The organism is Vibrio sp. ArtGut-C1, assembly GCF_002105475.1.
Lineage (GTDB): Bacteria > Pseudomonadota > Gammaproteobacteria > Enterobacterales > Vibrionaceae > Vibrio > Vibrio diabolicus.
Map to the genome: position 1 here is coordinate 122693 of NZ_NCTH01000009.1, position 14941 is coordinate 137633.

The 14941-nt window shown below is 45.5% G+C and carries 13 protein-coding genes and 1 pseudogene; 10 read left to right on the forward strand and 4 right to left on the reverse strand.

Annotated elements, in window-relative coordinates:
• The first annotated feature begins 115 nt into the window (after nucleotides 1–115).
• The 3 genes from B7360_RS10420 (at nucleotide 116) to B7360_RS10430 (ending at nucleotide 2958) form a co-directional block, all read left to right on the forward strand.
• On the forward strand, nucleotides 116–388 hold the full coding sequence (locus B7360_RS10420) for an HU family DNA-binding protein (protein WP_005382341.1): 273 nt from the start codon (nucleotides 116–118) through the stop codon (nucleotides 386–388).
• 201 nt (nucleotides 389–589) lie between these two features.
• A complete protein-coding gene (gene ppiD, locus B7360_RS10425; protein ID WP_085343448.1) occupies nucleotides 590–2449 on the forward strand; it encodes a peptidylprolyl isomerase in 1860 nt (619 codons plus the stop codon).
• Between the two features lie 224 nt (nucleotides 2450–2673).
• A complete protein-coding gene (locus tag B7360_RS10430) occupies nucleotides 2674–2958 on the forward strand; it encodes a ComEA family DNA-binding protein (RefSeq protein ID WP_053807497.1) in 285 nt (94 codons plus the stop codon).
• A 98-nt stretch (nucleotides 2959–3056) separates the two neighbouring features.
• Here the strand turns inward: B7360_RS10430 and rrtA are convergent, their stop codons facing one another.
• Complete coding sequence (gene rrtA / locus B7360_RS10435) at nucleotides 3057–3608, reverse strand: rhombosortase (protein ID WP_085343449.1); 552 nt, start codon at nucleotides 3606–3608, stop codon at nucleotides 3057–3059.
• A 3-nt stretch (nucleotides 3609–3611) separates the two neighbouring features.
• Here rrtA and B7360_RS10440 point away from each other — a divergent pair, with 3 nt between their 5' ends.
• Complete coding sequence (locus B7360_RS10440) at nucleotides 3612–4226, forward strand: tRNA-uridine aminocarboxypropyltransferase (RefSeq protein ID WP_085343450.1); 615 nt, start codon at nucleotides 3612–3614, stop codon at nucleotides 4224–4226.
• A 6-nt stretch (nucleotides 4227–4232) separates the two neighbouring features.
• On the opposite strand, the pseudogene B7360_RS10445 reads toward B7360_RS10440, so the two are convergent.
• The 3 genes and pseudogenes from B7360_RS10445 to B7360_RS10455 all read right to left on the reverse strand — a co-directional run bounded on the left by B7360_RS10445 (nucleotide 4233) and on the right by B7360_RS10455 (nucleotide 7459).
• Nucleotides 4233–5554, reverse strand: a pseudogene (locus B7360_RS10445) (anti-phage deoxyguanosine triphosphatase).
• Nucleotides 5555–5569: 15 nt separating this feature from the next.
• Entirely contained in the window at nucleotides 5570–6154 is a 585-nt protein-coding gene (gene yfbR / locus B7360_RS10450) for a 5'-deoxynucleotidase (RefSeq protein ID WP_031780152.1), read from the reverse strand.
• A gap of 90 nt (nucleotides 6155–6244) precedes the next feature.
• Nucleotides 6245–7459, reverse strand: a complete 1215-nt coding sequence (locus B7360_RS10455; protein ID WP_085343451.1) for a pyridoxal phosphate-dependent aminotransferase — start codon at nucleotides 7457–7459, stop codon at nucleotides 6245–6247.
• A 217-nt stretch (nucleotides 7460–7676) separates the two neighbouring features.
• Between B7360_RS10455 and B7360_RS10460 the strand changes: the two genes are divergently transcribed.
• The 6 genes from B7360_RS10460 to menE all read left to right on the forward strand — a co-directional run bounded on the left by B7360_RS10460 (nucleotide 7677) and on the right by menE (nucleotide 14900).
• Nucleotides 7677–8984, forward strand: coding sequence for an isochorismate synthase MenF (locus tag B7360_RS10460; protein WP_085343452.1), 1308 nt, complete (start codon nucleotides 7677–7679; stop codon nucleotides 8982–8984).
• The gene (menD, locus tag B7360_RS10465) at nucleotides 8981–10699 is read left to right on the forward strand and encodes a 2-succinyl-5-enolpyruvyl-6-hydroxy-3-cyclohexene-1-carboxylic-acid synthase (RefSeq protein WP_085343453.1); all 1719 of its coding nucleotides are present in this window, start codon (nucleotides 8981–8983) and stop codon (nucleotides 10697–10699) included. The genes B7360_RS10460 and menD overlap by 4 nt, the downstream gene beginning before the upstream one ends.
• The gene (menH, locus tag B7360_RS10470; RefSeq protein WP_085343454.1) at nucleotides 10686–11513 is read left to right on the forward strand and encodes a 2-succinyl-6-hydroxy-2,4-cyclohexadiene-1-carboxylate synthase; all 828 of its coding nucleotides are present in this window, start codon (nucleotides 10686–10688) and stop codon (nucleotides 11511–11513) included. The genes menD and menH overlap by 14 nt, the downstream gene beginning before the upstream one ends.
• Nucleotides 11506–12372 carry a 1,4-dihydroxy-2-naphthoyl-CoA synthase gene (gene menB / locus B7360_RS10475; RefSeq protein ID WP_085343455.1) on the forward strand — a complete coding sequence of 289 codons (867 nt, stop codon included), beginning with the start codon at nucleotides 11506–11508 and terminating at the stop codon, nucleotides 12370–12372. The genes menH and menB overlap by 8 nt, the downstream gene beginning before the upstream one ends.
• A 126-nt stretch (nucleotides 12373–12498) precedes the next feature.
• Nucleotides 12499–13488 (forward strand): o-succinylbenzoate synthase, encoded by a 990-nt coding sequence (gene menC / locus B7360_RS10480; RefSeq protein WP_085343456.1) that lies wholly within the window; start codon nucleotides 12499–12501, stop codon nucleotides 13486–13488.
• A complete protein-coding gene (gene menE, locus B7360_RS10485) occupies nucleotides 13473–14900 on the forward strand; it encodes an o-succinylbenzoate--CoA ligase (protein WP_085343457.1) in 1428 nt (475 codons plus the stop codon). The genes menC and menE overlap by 16 nt, the downstream gene beginning before the upstream one ends.
• The last annotated feature ends 41 nt before the right edge of the window (nucleotides 14901–14941 follow it).

The window sequence follows — 14941 nt, forward strand, 5'->3', positions numbered from 1 at the left end:
AGTTAGTTTCGATAGCTGCCAGCCCTTGACGAATAAGGGATGGAGCATATTTTCTTAACAATGGAACGAAAGTCATCACAAAAATAATCACAGATGACACAAAGGGGAAATTACAGTGAATAAAACTCAGTTAGTAGAACAAATCGCCGAAAATGCAGACATTTCTAAAGCGTCAGCGGGTCGTGCTCTAGATGCATTCATCGAAGCAGTAAGCGGAACTCTTCAGTCTGGTGATCAAGTTGCTCTAGTTGGCTTTGGTACATTCAGCGTTCGTACTCGTGCTGCACGTACTGGTCGTAACCCAAAAACTGGTGAAGAAATCCAAATCGCAGAAGCAAAAGTACCAGCTTTTAAAGCTGGTAAAGCACTGAAAGACGCTTGTAACTAATCACAGCGTTAATTCTGTAACCGGCCATTTGCTTAACTTTTGCTCAAACAATAAGTTTCGAACAAAAATTTACAAACTTCGAGCCGAACTTTCTTAAATTATGCGCATCATACTGATGCGCATTTCTTTTTCTGATATTATTGCGCCATTATTTCTATTAGATAGAAGCAGTAGGCTTCAATTGTGGAGAGCAGTTAAATTATGATGGATCGACTACGCGAAGGCGTGAATAGCATCGCGGTCAAAATTATCCTTGGGCTTATCATCCTGTCTTTCGTATTTGCAGGTGTGGGTAGCTACATCGTTAGTGGTAACAACAACTCTGCAGCGAAAGTCGGTAACACTGAGATTCCTCGTGGTGAGTTCGAGATGGCATACCAAAATGAGCGTAACCGTATGCAAGCTCAGTTGGGTGATTACTTCTCTCAAATGCTGGCTGACCCTGCATATGTTGAATCTTTCCGCAAATCCGTTTTAGATCGAATGATCAATGACGTGTTGCTTGACCAACAAGCAGAAGCTTTAGGTCTGCGAATCAGCGACACCCAAGTTCGCAGCATGATTCTAGACATGCCTCAATTCCAATCTAATGGTCAGTTCGATCAAGAGATCTATCAAGCTTCTCTGCGTCGTGCAGGCTTTTCGCCAGACTCTTTTGCTGAGTACATGCGTCGTGAATTGGTTCGTGAACAACTGCTGAATGCACTACAAAACAGTGAATTTATTCTGCCAGGTGAAGTACAGGCAGAAGGTAAGCTGTTCACTCAAACTCGTGATATTCGCACGATTAAAATCGACTTAGCAGAGTTTGCGAAAAACATTGAATTGACTGACGAAGAAATTCAACAGTACTACAAAGCAAACCCTGACAACTTTACTCGCCCAGAGCAGGTTAAAGTCGCGTATATCGAACTGTCTGCTGAAGCGCTAAAGGAACAAGTTAATGTTTCTGATGCTGAGGTGAAAAAGTACTACGAAGAGCACTTAAACAAATACTCTTCAGAAGAGCAGCGCCGTGTCGCTCATATTCTTGTAGAAGGGGACGATGAAGCAAAAGCGCAGGCTATCCTAGATGAGCTAAATGCGGGTGCAGATTTTGCGACGCTTGCTCAAGAGAAATCTGACGATTTTGGCAGCGCTGAAAACGGTGGTGACTTAGGTTGGATAGAGCGTGATGTGATGGACCCTGCTTTTGAAGATGCGGCATTCGCGTTGAAGAATCCAGGCGATACGTCGGGTCTAGTAAAGTCGGACTTTGGTTACCATATTATCAAGCTTGAAGAGCTAAAAGACTCTGTGGCGAAGCCATTTGAAGAAGTTGCCGCTGAAATCAAACAAGAAATGGTTGACCAACAAGCAGTTGATCAATTCTACGAGCTACAAAGCGAGCTTGAGCGCGTAGCGTTTGAATACCCAGACTCATTGTATGACGCTTCTCAAGCGGTTAACCAAGAAGTGAAGACAACGGACTTTATTTCTCAAGTTGACGCACCTGAAGTGCTTCGTAACCCTGCGGTAATGCAAGCTATCCTTAGCCCAGAAGTAAAAGAAGATGGCTTAAACTCTGAAGCTATCGAAGTTGCACCTGAACATATTATTGTTGTTCGTGTTGAAGACGCACGTGATGAGACGGTTCTTCCACTAGAAGAAGTGAAAGATCAGGTTATTGCAGAGCTATCTCGCGTTAAGGGTGAGCAAGATGCGATGGAACTTGGTACACAGGTTGTTGCTGCATTGAAAGAAGGTAAGACAGATGTGCTTACTGAAAACAACCTTGCATTTGGTGAACAAGAGACAGTAGATCGCCGTTCTCCGTTGGCAACAACGGTATTCGCGATGGCAAAACCAGTCGATGGTAAGCCAGTATATGGTCAGTCTAAAGATCTTGAAGGTAACATTGTTATCATCGAGCTTGATGCTGTAAATGCTGAGCTAGATAGTGAGTTAGAAGAGCAAGTTGCGATGCAAATGCAGCGAGCATCTTCTCAGCAAGACCTATCATCTGTGCTAGCTGTACTGCGCGCAAACACTGACATTGAGTACTTTATTGTGAGCAACTAAGCACAATTAGTGTAATTTGCATGTTAACTAAAACGGACCGCATAAGCGGTCCGTTTTATTTTTGTCTTTATTAACTTCAATCATCAATAAGCATTACTTAAATTAGTGCGCGTTTAAGTGATACCAGTCATTGCGAATATCGGGTCATCTAGGTTTGTTAACTGATAGTGACTTGCTACTGGTGACTGGTTTTAGCCTACTATTTTGGAGATTGTATGTTCAATATGAAATGGATTTTGACATTGTGCTTATTTGTTTTTGCGCCTTTTAGCATGGCTGCGGATTCAGCCACTGACAAATATGAAGGAATTGAAATTACCGTAAATATCAACACGGCCTCTGCTGAAGAAATAGCGACCATGTTGAAAGGTATAGGTGAGAAGAAAGCGCAGAGTATCGTGGACTACCGCGAGGAGCATGGCCCTTTTAAAGCGGCAGCAGATTTGAAGAGCGTAAAAGGCATTGGTGAAGCGACAGTTAAGAAAAACGAAGACCGCATTTTACTGTAGCTTGATGTATTGCAGATATTGAGTCTGAATTCAGAACAATATCTGTTTCCCTATTACTGCTTTCCCGAACCAACCCCTCTTTCGTGGTTCGGGATTTTTTAACCGAATAAACGACGGCGAAAGCCTTTTTCCATTAGAGCCATTGTTAACCCACCGAGTGTGCCAAATAAATGAGCATCAATAGCAACGTTTGCGCCGATAAGCGCAGCAGTGCTGCTTGATGGACCATAGATCTGCTCCCATGCTACTTTGGCAATAAGCCCGCCGACCAACAACAAGCTGCTTCTTCTGCTTTCAAAGACCTCTCTGAGTGCCCAGAATCCAAATAGTCCGTGTAGTACGCCAGATAATCCCACGTACACGGACATGTTGGTAAACAAATTCATTGCGCCAACAAATGCACACAAGAGTGAGAAAACGATAAGGAAGTTGCGAGTGCTTGGACGAAAAATAAAAGTAATGATCCACAATCCTGCCAGGTTCATCCCTAAGTGCGCAAAGTTGGTATGTGTGAGATTTCCTGTTACGATTCGCCACCATTCGCCATGGCGTATATTGTAGCTGTGCCACTCGGTTAGGCTTGCCATTGGCTCGAATTGAAGTATCAAACAGATCACGCTGATAATACTCAGCAAGGTATAAAGGTTCACTCTATGTCTCGTTATTGTTCTCGTTGTGGAAAATCGCAAAAAGCGTGTATTTGCCAATGGATTGTACCGTTGGCAAGCGAGGTAGAACTTATCATTCTTCAGCACACGAGTGAAGAACATCGTCCGCTTGGTACGGCACGGATTCTCAATTTGAGTTTAGATAACTGTATTTGTCTGATAGGAGAGGACTTTTCTGGTGATGATGTCTTAAATCACTTGTTGGCGGATGAATCATATCAACATTTTGTTCTTTACCCATCGGAACAGTCACGATGCATCTCTGAAATCAATCAAGCGAGACGTAGTGTATCTAAGAAAATACGTTTGATTTTGCTCGATGGGACGTGGAAAAAAGCGTACAAAATGTGGCAGCTTTCTAGCAATTTACATCCACTCCCAACCGTGCAATTACCGAAGCAATTGCAAGGGCATTACACTATTCGTAAGGCGCCCTCTGAGAATAGCTTATCGACAGTCGAGGCAGGTTATCATTCGCTTCGTTTGCTTGAACCCGAGAGAGACTTTACACCGCTTATGCATGCCTTTGAAAAGATGATCGAATTCCAAATCGCCCAGATGCCGCCGGGCGTATTTGAAAAGAATTACTTGAAAGGTTGAGTGTTACTAAAGAACGATGGAAGAGAATAGCTGACGGTGCAGCTTTTGCGCGTGACCATCGGTCATAGCAGAAATGTAATCGGCGATGACCCTCATCTTATTGCTCTCGCTTTTCGCTTGGCACCACAGTTCTTTTGTATGAACAGGCAGCAAGCGCTCTGGGTCCGCTGTTAACGCTTCAAAAATGTCCATAATAATTTGCTGACCTTTATATTCAACGATCTGGACCTGCGGGACTTGGATAACAAAAGTACTGACAAAGTGTTTGAGTACGTCAAGTGCTCGTGCCATTTGTGGCTCTAAACACGCATTCCAAGACAGTAATGGATTATTGAAAGGCTCATCCACCGCCTTAATTGAAATGCTGGTCAGCAGGGCGTTAACCATACCACCGATGGCATCTTTCCGCTCATGATGCTTACCACTAAATAGCATCTGTCCGATGGAATCGATATGTGCTTCAAACCACGGGTCGCCACAGTCCGCTAATTGACTTGCTGCGCCTTCTTGCCATTGCTGACGTGTCACCATACCAAGTACGATCGCATCTTCTAAATCATGAACGCCGTAGGCGATATCGTCCGCTAGCTCCATGATTGAGCAATCGAGTGATTTAAAGCGCGTTTTACTGTGCTCAAACTCCGATTCTGGTTTTGAGCGCATTAGGCTAAGCAATGCCTTGTCGTTGTCAGAAAGCGGTGCAATTACCCAATCAAATAAGTCTTTATCACAATCATAAATGCCCTTAGCTGGGCTCCAATCTTTGGCTTTTAGTTTACGTTGATGCTCAGCTGGTTGAGGCAACTTGACGGAGCGTGTTTGACTAATGAGGGCAGGGTACTTAATCAAACCAAGCAGTGTGCGGCGTGATAAATTCATTCCGAAATGCTCAGTATAAGGCTCTAACTTAGTGACGATACGAAAGGTTTGGGCGTTCCCCTCGAAACCGCCATGTTCGCGCATTACGTAGTTTAGAGCGACTTCTCCCCCATGACCGTATGGAGGATGCCCGATGTCGTGCGCCAAACATAATGAATCAATTAAGCTGTCTGATGGTAATAGATCACGGAACTCTGGTTGTTTTTTCTTTAACTGGGCGACGATACCGGTCCCGAGTTGCGACGCTTCTAAGGAGTGTGTTAACCGGCTGCGGTGAAAGTCTTCCAAGCTATTGCCGTGTACTTGGGTTTTTGCTTGTAAGCGTCGAAATGCAGCGAGTGAAGAATGCGCGCTCGGTCTCTTTGGTACGGGCTTCGATGGTCGTCACGACGTATTTTATGCTCATCATCATGGCGCTCTTGCCATTGTGGGTGTAATTCAAACGACACGATTATCTCCGTAAGCTAACTGATTTCATCTAACGATAATTCGAAACTTGGGGCAAAGGTATTGAGGAAGTAATCCATTTCAGGCGTTCTACGTTCTTGCAAAGTGATGTCTAAGCGTTTTTTTGCCAGAGCGAACTCATGATTGCCTGCGCTTAGTTCTTCGAGACATTTTAAATATGCACAGATGGAGTCGGCTTGCTTGACGATTTTTGCGTCCTCTTCGTGTGCAGAGTGAGAAAGAAGGTAGGGGGCAAATTCATCTTGGAACTCTTCCGGTAACATTGAGAGTAATTTTTGTTCCGCTGCCGATTCTATCTTCTTATATTCTTTGGCAATTTCAGGGTTGTAATACTTCACTGGGGTTGGAAGGTCACCCGTTAATACTTCGCTAGAGTCATGGTACATGGCAAGAATCGCGATGCGTTCTGGATTAAGGTTGCCGCCGAACTTTTTGTTTTTAATTAGAGCAAGGGCATGAGCGACAAAAGCAACTTGTAAGCTATGCTCTGAAACGTTTTCTGGTGAGACGGACCGCATTAAAGGCCAGCGTTGGATCAGCTTCATTCGAGCCAGGTGGGCGAAAAAATGGCTTTCTTTCATGGCTTTCTCCGTTTCTGGTGTAAAAAAGGAACTCACTAGGAGTTCCTCTAAGCATATGAGAGATCAGCACTAATTACTACCAGTGATTCATTACTGGCTGTAGGTTGATAGGAATCGCTCAAAACGTCCAATGGCGATTTCTAGATCTTCAACGTGCGGCAGTGTCACGATGCGGAAGTGGTCTGGTTTTGGCCAGTTAAAACCGGAACCTTGCACCAGTAAGACTTTCTCTTGTTTTAAGAAATCTAAAACCATCTGCTGATCGTTCTTGATGTTGTACATTTTTGTGTCGATTTTCGGGAAGAGGTACATAGCACCCTTAGGTTTGACACAAGAAACACCAGGAATCTGATTGATCAGTTCATACGCTCTATTGCGCTGCTCTAATAAGCGTCCGCCAGGTAAAATCAGTTCATTGATACTCTGGTATCCACCTAGCGCAGTTTGAATCGCATGTTGCATTGGTACGTTTGCACATAAACGCATCGATGAAAGCAACTCCAATCCATTCACGTACCCTTGAGCCAGATGTTTAGGCCCCGTTAGGAACATCCAGCCACCACGGAAACCACAAACACGGTAGGCTTTTGAAAGGCCATTGAATGTCATGACTAGCACATCTTCAGTGAGTGTGGCGACTGAGGTATGTGTTGCACCGTCGTACAACACTTTGTCGTAGATCTCATCTGCGAAAATGATCAGTTTGTGCTGGCGCGCGATCTCAATCACTTCAAGTAGGAAGTCACGGCTGTATACCGCACCTGTCGGGTTGTTCGGGTTGATCAGAACAATGCCACGTGTCTTTGGTGTGATTTTCTTTTTGATGTCTTCAAGGTCTGGGTACCAGTCTGCACCTTCATCACATAGGTAATGAACTGGCTTACCGCCTGATAGTGCAACTGAAGCTGTCCACAACGGATAATCAGGTGCTGGGATCAGCATTTCGTCGCCATTATCTAACAGCGCTTGCATGGCCATCACGATCAGCTCAGACACGCCGTTACCCACATACACATCTTCGACATCTAGCGAGCGGATACCTTTACGTTGATAGTGTTGGACCACGGCTTTACGAGCAGAGTAAATGCCTTTGGAATCACAATAGCCTTGAGAAGTCGGCAGATTACGAATCACGTCGACTAAAATCTCATCAGGGGCGTCAAAACCAAATGGGGCAGGGTTACCAATGTTTAGCTTTAGGATTTTATGCCCTTCTTCCTCCATGCGCTTAGCATGTTTGAGTACAGGACCCCTAATGTCGTAGCAGACATTATCGAGTTTTGACGACATCCCGATATTTTGCATTGTATAATTCCTAAAAATTCGTTAATTTCTTTATTAAAATACAATAATTTGTTTTTTATTAGAATATATATCTGTAAATTATCTGTTTGCTGGTTAAGTTTTGCTCGTTTGCTATCACAGGATTTTGCAAAAGATCGCATACGACCTTGATTTGCTTTGGGTCTAAACTTAGAGTAGCCGTCAGTTATCATTTATCCTCACATACTACGAGGTTGATTTGTCACAGTTCCATCAAGCCGTAAAGAGAATTATCGAGCGAGTTCAGCAAGCGGAAGGCAATCAAACACGTCTGGTCGAGCCCCTGAGCGAGAAACCTAATTTCTCATTTATTGATTGGCTTGATGCACAACCACTTTTCCCTAAATTCTACTGGCAGTCCCGCGATACTCGTGAAGAGGTCGTTGCACTAGGGCAATTACACGCTTTTGTTGAGCCAGGCCCTGCTTATACCATTCTAGGTGAAGGGCAACGAGTCTGGGGCGGACGCTCTTTTGACGGCCAGCATGAGAAGAATCGTCGCTGTATGCCTTCTTTCTTCTTTTTGCCTCAAATTGAGTTAATTCGTTTTGATCAACAATGGTCTCTCGCAGTTAATATTTCAGAAGACAGAGCGCGAACCCTAGCAGGACTGCATAAACTGGTTTGTGAGGTCGCGACCTTAGCTCCGATTTCTTCTCACATCCGCTCTATTGTTCACACGCCAAGTCAGCCTCAATGGAATGAGTTAGTTCATAAAGTTCTGACTGGTATAAAGAATGATGATTTTAAGAAAGTGGTATTGGCGCGTCGCTCTACCGTGCAGCTTGATAACACATTAAGCGCTGCACAGTTGCTGAAAGCGAGTTACTTAAATAACCATCATAGTTTCCATTTCATGCTGAGCTTAGACAGCAAACACAGCTTTATGGGCTCTACGCCAGAACGTTTGTATTCTCGCGTAGGGCACGAACTTCATACCGAAGCGTTAGCAGGCACGATTGGTCGAGGGGACAACGCCACTCACGATATGGAGTTGGCGAATTGGTTATCCCAAGATGAAAAGAACCTCAATGAAAACCAATATGTAGTTGATGACATTATTGATCGCCTATCACCGCATTCCGAAGCGGTTGAAGTGGAGGCCGAGGCTAGTTTGGTTAGGCTACGAAAAGTGCAACACCTCAAGCGAAATATTCACGCGAGCCTAAAGACGGGCATAAACGGTGTTCAGTTGTTATCGGCGCTTCAGCCAACGGCGGCGGTTGCTGGCTTACCTCGACAAGAATCCATGCAGTTTATTCTTGATAATGAGCCCTTTGCACGCGGCTGGTACGCGGGGTCAATGGGGTACATAAGCCATGAACGAGCAGAGTTTTGTGTCGCGATCAGAAGCGCGCTTGTGCTCGGTGACCAAGTACAACTGTTTGCGGGCGCAGGTATTGTGCCAGGCTCTGTGGCAGAGCATGAGTGGGCGGAACTTGATAAGAAAATGTCGACGTTACTTACGCTGATTTCTGATCACCCCCCGTTGGGAGTCGCATCATGAATCATGACCAAGCGGTGCTCAATCGAATTTGGTCAGAAACCATATTGATTGAGCTTCAGCGATTTGGCGTTAAGCATTTTTGTATCGCTCCTGGCTCTCGTTCTACTCCTTTAACTTTGGAGGCGGCAGAACAGTCCAATTTTTCTATTCATACTCACTTTGATGAGCGTGGTCTCGGCTTTATGGCTCTTGGTTTAGCGAAAGCTACCCAGGAGCCAGTGGCAATCATCGTTACCTCTGGTACGGCAGTGGCGAACTTATTACCAGCCGTTGCGGAGGCTAGGCTTACTGGTGAAAAGCTGGTGCTGCTCACTGCGGATCGTCCGATGGAGCTCGTTGGCTGTGGCGCAAACCAAGCGATTAACCAGTTGGGTATTTTTTCACATCATGTCTCGGCTAGCTTGAATTTACCAAGCCCAACTTTAACAACATCGCTTAATTGGTTGCTGACCTCTGTTGACGAAGTGATGTTTACTCAGCAGCTGCAAGGCAGTGCTGTTCATATTAACTGTGCATTTCCAGAGCCTTTGTATTCCAACGGCGCAAAAGCGGATTATCAAACCTACTTAGACTCGGTAGCCGGATGGCGAAAAGGAAGTGGTAGTTATACCCAGCGTTTTAGCCACTTATCACAGGCGCAAATCCCGTCTTGTGCGGATAAAAAAGGCTTGGTTGTGATTGGCAGCTTACCGCTTGAACAAGCGCGGTCGGCGCAGGCATTTGCACAAAAGATGGGATGGCCGGTACTTGCAGACCCGCAAAGTGGTCTCAGTTCGGATTGGGCGCATTACGATGTATGGCTTCAACTTCCCGAGTTCGTAAACGAGCTTGAGTCTTGTGAACTTATTATCCAATTTGGTAGCCGAATCATCTCCAAACGTTTGAACCAGTGGATTGATAAACAAGTTTCGAAAAATCAACAAAATAAAGACGTTCAATACTGGTATATCTCGCCGCGTATGGACCGTAATAACCAAAATCATCTGGCGCAAATGCACTGGGTTGAGCTTCCTCAAACTTGGGTTTCTCGCATTAGCTTTGAGAAGCCAATATTTGCTGGGTGGGCTGATAGGTTAGCGAATGGAGTTAAGCGAGTTCATCAACGTATCGAAGAAGCTTTCCTATCTGATTCAGCTTCTGCCATTGACGAAATTGCGTTGGCAGCAGACATTAACGAGCGCACTAAAAACGCTGATGTCTTTTTGGGTAACAGTTTGTTTGTTCGACTTGTCGATATGTACGGCAAACTTGATGATGTAGAAGTGTTCACTAACCGAGGCGCGTCAGGAATTGACGGTTTGTTTGCTACCGCATCAGGTGTGCAGCGAGCAAGAGGTAATCCGTTACTGATGTATATTGGTGACACATCAGCACTGTATGATCTCAATTCACTAGCGCTGTTTTCTCACAATAAACTGCCGACGGTGCTTGTGGTCACAAACAATGATGGTGGCGCAATTTTCGATATGTTACCGGTGCCTCATGAGCATCGCACTGCGTACTACCAAATGCCCCACGGTTATCAGTTTGAACATGCAGCCAAACAGTTTGGTTTAAAGTATGAGAAGCCAACTACGTTAGAAATGTATCAAGCAATGGTTGCCGAGCACCTGTCGAGCGGCCAAGGCACACTGCTGGTGGAAGTTAAAACCCCACCAAGCCAAGCCGCAGAGTTGATAAAGGCATTTAATAAGAGCCTGCATGCTTCACTCTGAGCGTCTCTCTTCAACTGAAAAACACCAAAGTGGCGACCTTCCCACTCTGGTGTTTTTGCATGGCTTTTTAGGAAGTGGTGCTGATTGGCAAGCTTGTTTGGGTGAGCTGACTCAGTTTGAACGAGTCGTTATAGACCTTCCTGGTCATGGTCGCAGTCAGTTTACAAAGTGCAACGATTTCGATGATTGCTGCAAACTTCTTAATTCCACACTATCTTTATTATTTCCCTCACAACAACCACTTATTTTGATTGGTTACTCGATGGGCGGCCGTATTGCGATGCATGGTATTGCCAATCAATGCTTCTCAGATCTCAATATTGTGGGCGCAATTGTTGAAGGGGGAAACTTCGGGCTTCAAACTGAGTCAGAGAAACAGGTGAGATTGGAGAATGATGCTCGCTGGGCAAAGCGTTTCAAAACTGAACCACTTGAACGTGTTTTGAACGATTGGTATCAGCAAGCGGTGTTTTCTTCACTAAACCATGAGCAAAGACAAACATTAATTGCGAAGCGAAGTGATAATCTTGGCTCGGCGGTCTCGAGCATGCTGATGGCAACATCGTTAGCCAAGCAGGCGTATTTGTTGCCCACACTGAAAAAGCAGAATATACCGATGTATTACTTGTGTGGTGCGAAAGACCAAAAATTTAGCCAACTGGCACAACGTAGCGGGTTGGCGTATCGACAAGTTGAAGGCGCAGGACATAACGTTCATCAAGAGCAGCCCGAACAATTTGCGATGCATATTAAGCACATAATTCAATCTCACTTTGGTGAGAGTAACGAGAACAATGGGAATCACCATGGCTAAAACAGTAGGCATTTCTGAAGAAGAACTTTACGCTCCGGTTCAATGGAAAGATTGCGGCGAGAAATACGAGGATATTCACTACCATAAATCTGAAGATGGTATCGCGAAAATTACCATTGCACGCCCACAAGTGCGTAATGCATTCCGCCCTCAAACAGTAAAAGAGATGATTGATGCGTTAGCAGATGCGCGTTACGACTCTGGTGTTGGCGTGATCATTCTGACAGGTCTAGGTGAAGACGCATTCTGTTCTGGCGGCGACCAGAAGATCCGTGGCGACTACGGCGGCTATAAAGACGAGCAAGGTACACACCACCTAAACGTATTGGACTTCCAACGCGATATTCGAACTTGTCCAAAACCTGTGATCGCATCAGTTGCCGGCTGGGCTGTTGGCGGCGGTCATGTACTGCACATGATGTGTGATCTAACAATTGCAGCAGAAAACGCGCAGTTTGGTCAAACGGGCCCTAAAGTGGGTTCATTTGATGGTGGTTGGGGCGCGTCTTACATGGCTCGTATCGTAGGCCAGAAGAAAGCTCGCGAAATCTGGTTCCTATGTCGTTTCTATAACGCGCAAGAAGCGTTAGACATGGGCTTGGTCAACACGGTTGTGCCGCTAGAAGAGCTAGAGAAAGAAACCGTTCGTTGGTGTCGTGAAGTTCTTCAGCATAGTCCAATGGCGCTACGCTGTCTGAAAGCTGCATTGAATGCGGACTGTGATGGTCAAGCAGGTCTTCAAGAGCTTGCGGGTAACGCAACGATGATGTTCTACATGACCGATGAAGGACAAGAAGGTCGTAACGCATTCAACGAGAAACGTCGCCCAGACTTCGACAAATTCCCTCGTAACCCATAATCCGTATAAAAAGAGGAGTGTTTTAGCTCCTCTGTTCCATTTTTCCTGAGCGCCTCGCCCTCTGGGAGGCTGGTGGGATTGCTCGCCAGAACGCTCAAATATACGGCATTACATAGGACTCGAATTATGCGTGAAGCGAAAATTTATCGTTATAGCTTGCCCATGGATAGTGGTGTCATCCTGCGAGACAATAAGCTAACTGAACGTGTTGGTTATGTTGTTGCGCTTTCTGAAGGTGACCAAATAGGGCTTGGAGAAGTCGCTCCTCTTCCTGGTTTTAGTTTAGAGAGCACCGAAGATGCTGGTATTCAGCTACAAGAACAAGCGGAGCGTTGGGTAGCAGGATTGGATGTGGATTACACCAACATGTATCCATCGGTCGCGTTTGGTTTATCAATGGCACAGTTAGAGTTAGCTGGTGGCCTGCCCCAACAAGGTAAGTATCAAACAGCGCCGCTATGTACTGGTGACCCAGACGAGCTTATTCCAAAGCTGAACGAAATGGAAGGCGAGAAAGTCGCGAAAGTAAAAGTCGGGCTTTATGAGCCAATTCGCGATGGCATGCTTGTGAACCTTTTCCTTGAATCTATCCCTCAATTAACGCTTCGACTTGATGCAAACCGCGCTTGGACCCCAGAAAAAGCGCAGCAGTTTGCTAAATACATTACTCCGTCTCTGCGTCAGCGCATTACCTTTTTGGAAGAGCCGTGCTGCTCTCCTGGCGATAGTCTCTCTTTTGCTATCAATACTGGTATTGCGATTGCTTGGGATGAAACGTTGCAAGATGCGGTTCGTCGAGAGGATTTCCGTCTTGAAGATCTAACTGGTGTGAAAACGATCATCATCAAACCCACACTCATTGGTTCGGTGGATTTTTGTATTACACTGATAGAGAAGGCGAAGTCACTGGGGATGAAAGTGGTTATTAGCTCGAGCATTGAATCCAGTCTCGGTTTAACGCAATTAGCGCGCTTTGCCCAATGGCAGCTGCCTGATGAAGTTCCAGGTTTGGATACGATTGGCCTATTCAAAGCTCAGTTAGAGCAAGGCTGGCCTAAGTGTGAACTTCCCGTTCTTCCTCTGAAAGATCAGGAGATTGTGTGGCATTCTGCATAGACAATGTTGCGAAGGCACCGTGGAAATATTGGGCTCAAACGAGCCCTTTTTCTATTGCACTCAAGACACCAACAGAAACATTAAACTGGCAACAACTCTCAGTACGTATTGACCAATACGCTCACTATTTGAATGGCTTGGGCGTAACGCGGGGAGATGTGCTGACTTTGGTAGGTAAAAACCAAGTAGAAACACTGCTGTTTTATCTTGCTTCCAAGCAGTTAGGCGCACTTGCCGCGCTGACCATGGTACAACCACTCGATACGCTACAGAGTAAACTTGCGACCCTTTATAAACCTGAACAAACTCGGTTTATCTGGTTTGCTCAGGAGTGCGCTTCGACCTTTTCTGAACATGATATACAAAAACTCAAGGCAACATTGCTTTCACCGCCCTTAGTTTCACAACAAGAGCGTGATGCGGTGATTGAAGATGCCTATCACCATGACAGGCTCGCTTCAGTGGTATTTACCTCTGGCTCGACGGGGGAGCCTAAAGCTGTGGTTCATACACATCGACAACACCTTGCTTCAGCAGAAGGCTTGTTGCAAGAGTTCATTTTCACTCAGCAAGATTCTTGGCTATTGTCGCTTCCGCTTTATCACGTCTCTGGATTGGCGATTGTATATCGTTGGCTATATGTCGGAGCGACATTGAAAATCGGTACAGGAAAACTTGTCGAAGATATTCAGGGCGTGTCACACGCCTCTTTGGTTGCCACGCAGCTCAAACGGCTATTGGATGATGATGCTCACTTGTCATTGACGCATGTGCTATTGGGCGGCAGCCACGTTGCTCACGAGTTGGCGTTGCGAGCAACAGGACGAGGGATTGAGGCGTGGTTAGGTTATGGGATGACGGAAGCAGCCTCTACCGTTACCGCAAAGAGAATTGACAGTACCAGTAATGCTGGACACGTATTGAATCACCGTAAGATAAAGTTGGTTGACCAACGCATTTTTGTCGGTGGTAAAACATTAGCGGCAGGGTATTTTCATCAAGGTCATGTTACTCCGTTTCTGGATGAGAAAGGCTGGTTTGACAGCAAGGATCTTGGTGAGTGGCAAGGTGACGAGTTAAAGATCATCGGCCGTGCCGACAATCAATTTATCTCTGGTGGTGAGAACATTCATTGTGAAGAGATTGAGGCAGCATTGAACCAAATTGATGGCGTGGTGCAGAGCATAGTGGTTCCAGTCGAAGATGCGGAATTTGGTCATCGCCCTGTTGCTGTGATTCAGACCAATGATTTGCGCAGCAAAGCGGAATATGACCTGCATTTGCAACCCAGATTAGAGAAGTTTAAATGGCCAGTGGAATACCATCTAATGCCACAAGTGCTACTAGAAAGTGGGATCAAAGTTTCTCGGAAGGCAGTGAAGGAGTGGCTATTGCCATCAATTCAGCATTAGTCAATTTTGCTATGTATTAGTCAGAAAGGGAATTTCGTATC

What these genes read in the sequence shown, in the direction of transcription:
- B7360_RS10455 (WP_085343451.1), bottom strand. Translation starts at nt 7,459, where the DNA reads ATGCAAAATATCGGGATGTCGTCAAAACTCGATAATGTCTGCTACGAC.
- menH (WP_085343454.1), top strand. Translation starts at nt 10,686, where the DNA reads ATGCTTCACTCTGAGCGTCTCTCTTCAACTGAAAAACACCAAAGTGGC.
- menC (WP_085343456.1), top strand. Translation starts at nt 12,499, where the DNA reads ATGCGTGAAGCGAAAATTTATCGTTATAGCTTGCCCATGGATAGTGGT.
- menD (WP_085343453.1), top strand. Translation starts at nt 8,981, where the DNA reads ATGAATCATGACCAAGCGGTGCTCAATCGAATTTGGTCAGAAACCATA.
- B7360_RS10440 (WP_085343450.1), top strand. Translation starts at nt 3,612, where the DNA reads ATGTCTCGTTATTGTTCTCGTTGTGGAAAATCGCAAAAAGCGTGTATT.
- yfbR (WP_031780152.1), bottom strand. Translation starts at nt 6,154, where the DNA reads ATGAAAGAAAGCCATTTTTTCGCCCACCTGGCTCGAATGAAGCTGATC.
- menB (WP_085343455.1), top strand. Translation starts at nt 11,506, where the DNA reads ATGGCTAAAACAGTAGGCATTTCTGAAGAAGAACTTTACGCTCCGGTT.
- B7360_RS10430 (WP_053807497.1), top strand. Translation starts at nt 2,674, where the DNA reads ATGAAATGGATTTTGACATTGTGCTTATTTGTTTTTGCGCCTTTTAGC.
- ppiD (WP_085343448.1), top strand. Translation starts at nt 590, where the DNA reads ATGATGGATCGACTACGCGAAGGCGTGAATAGCATCGCGGTCAAAATT.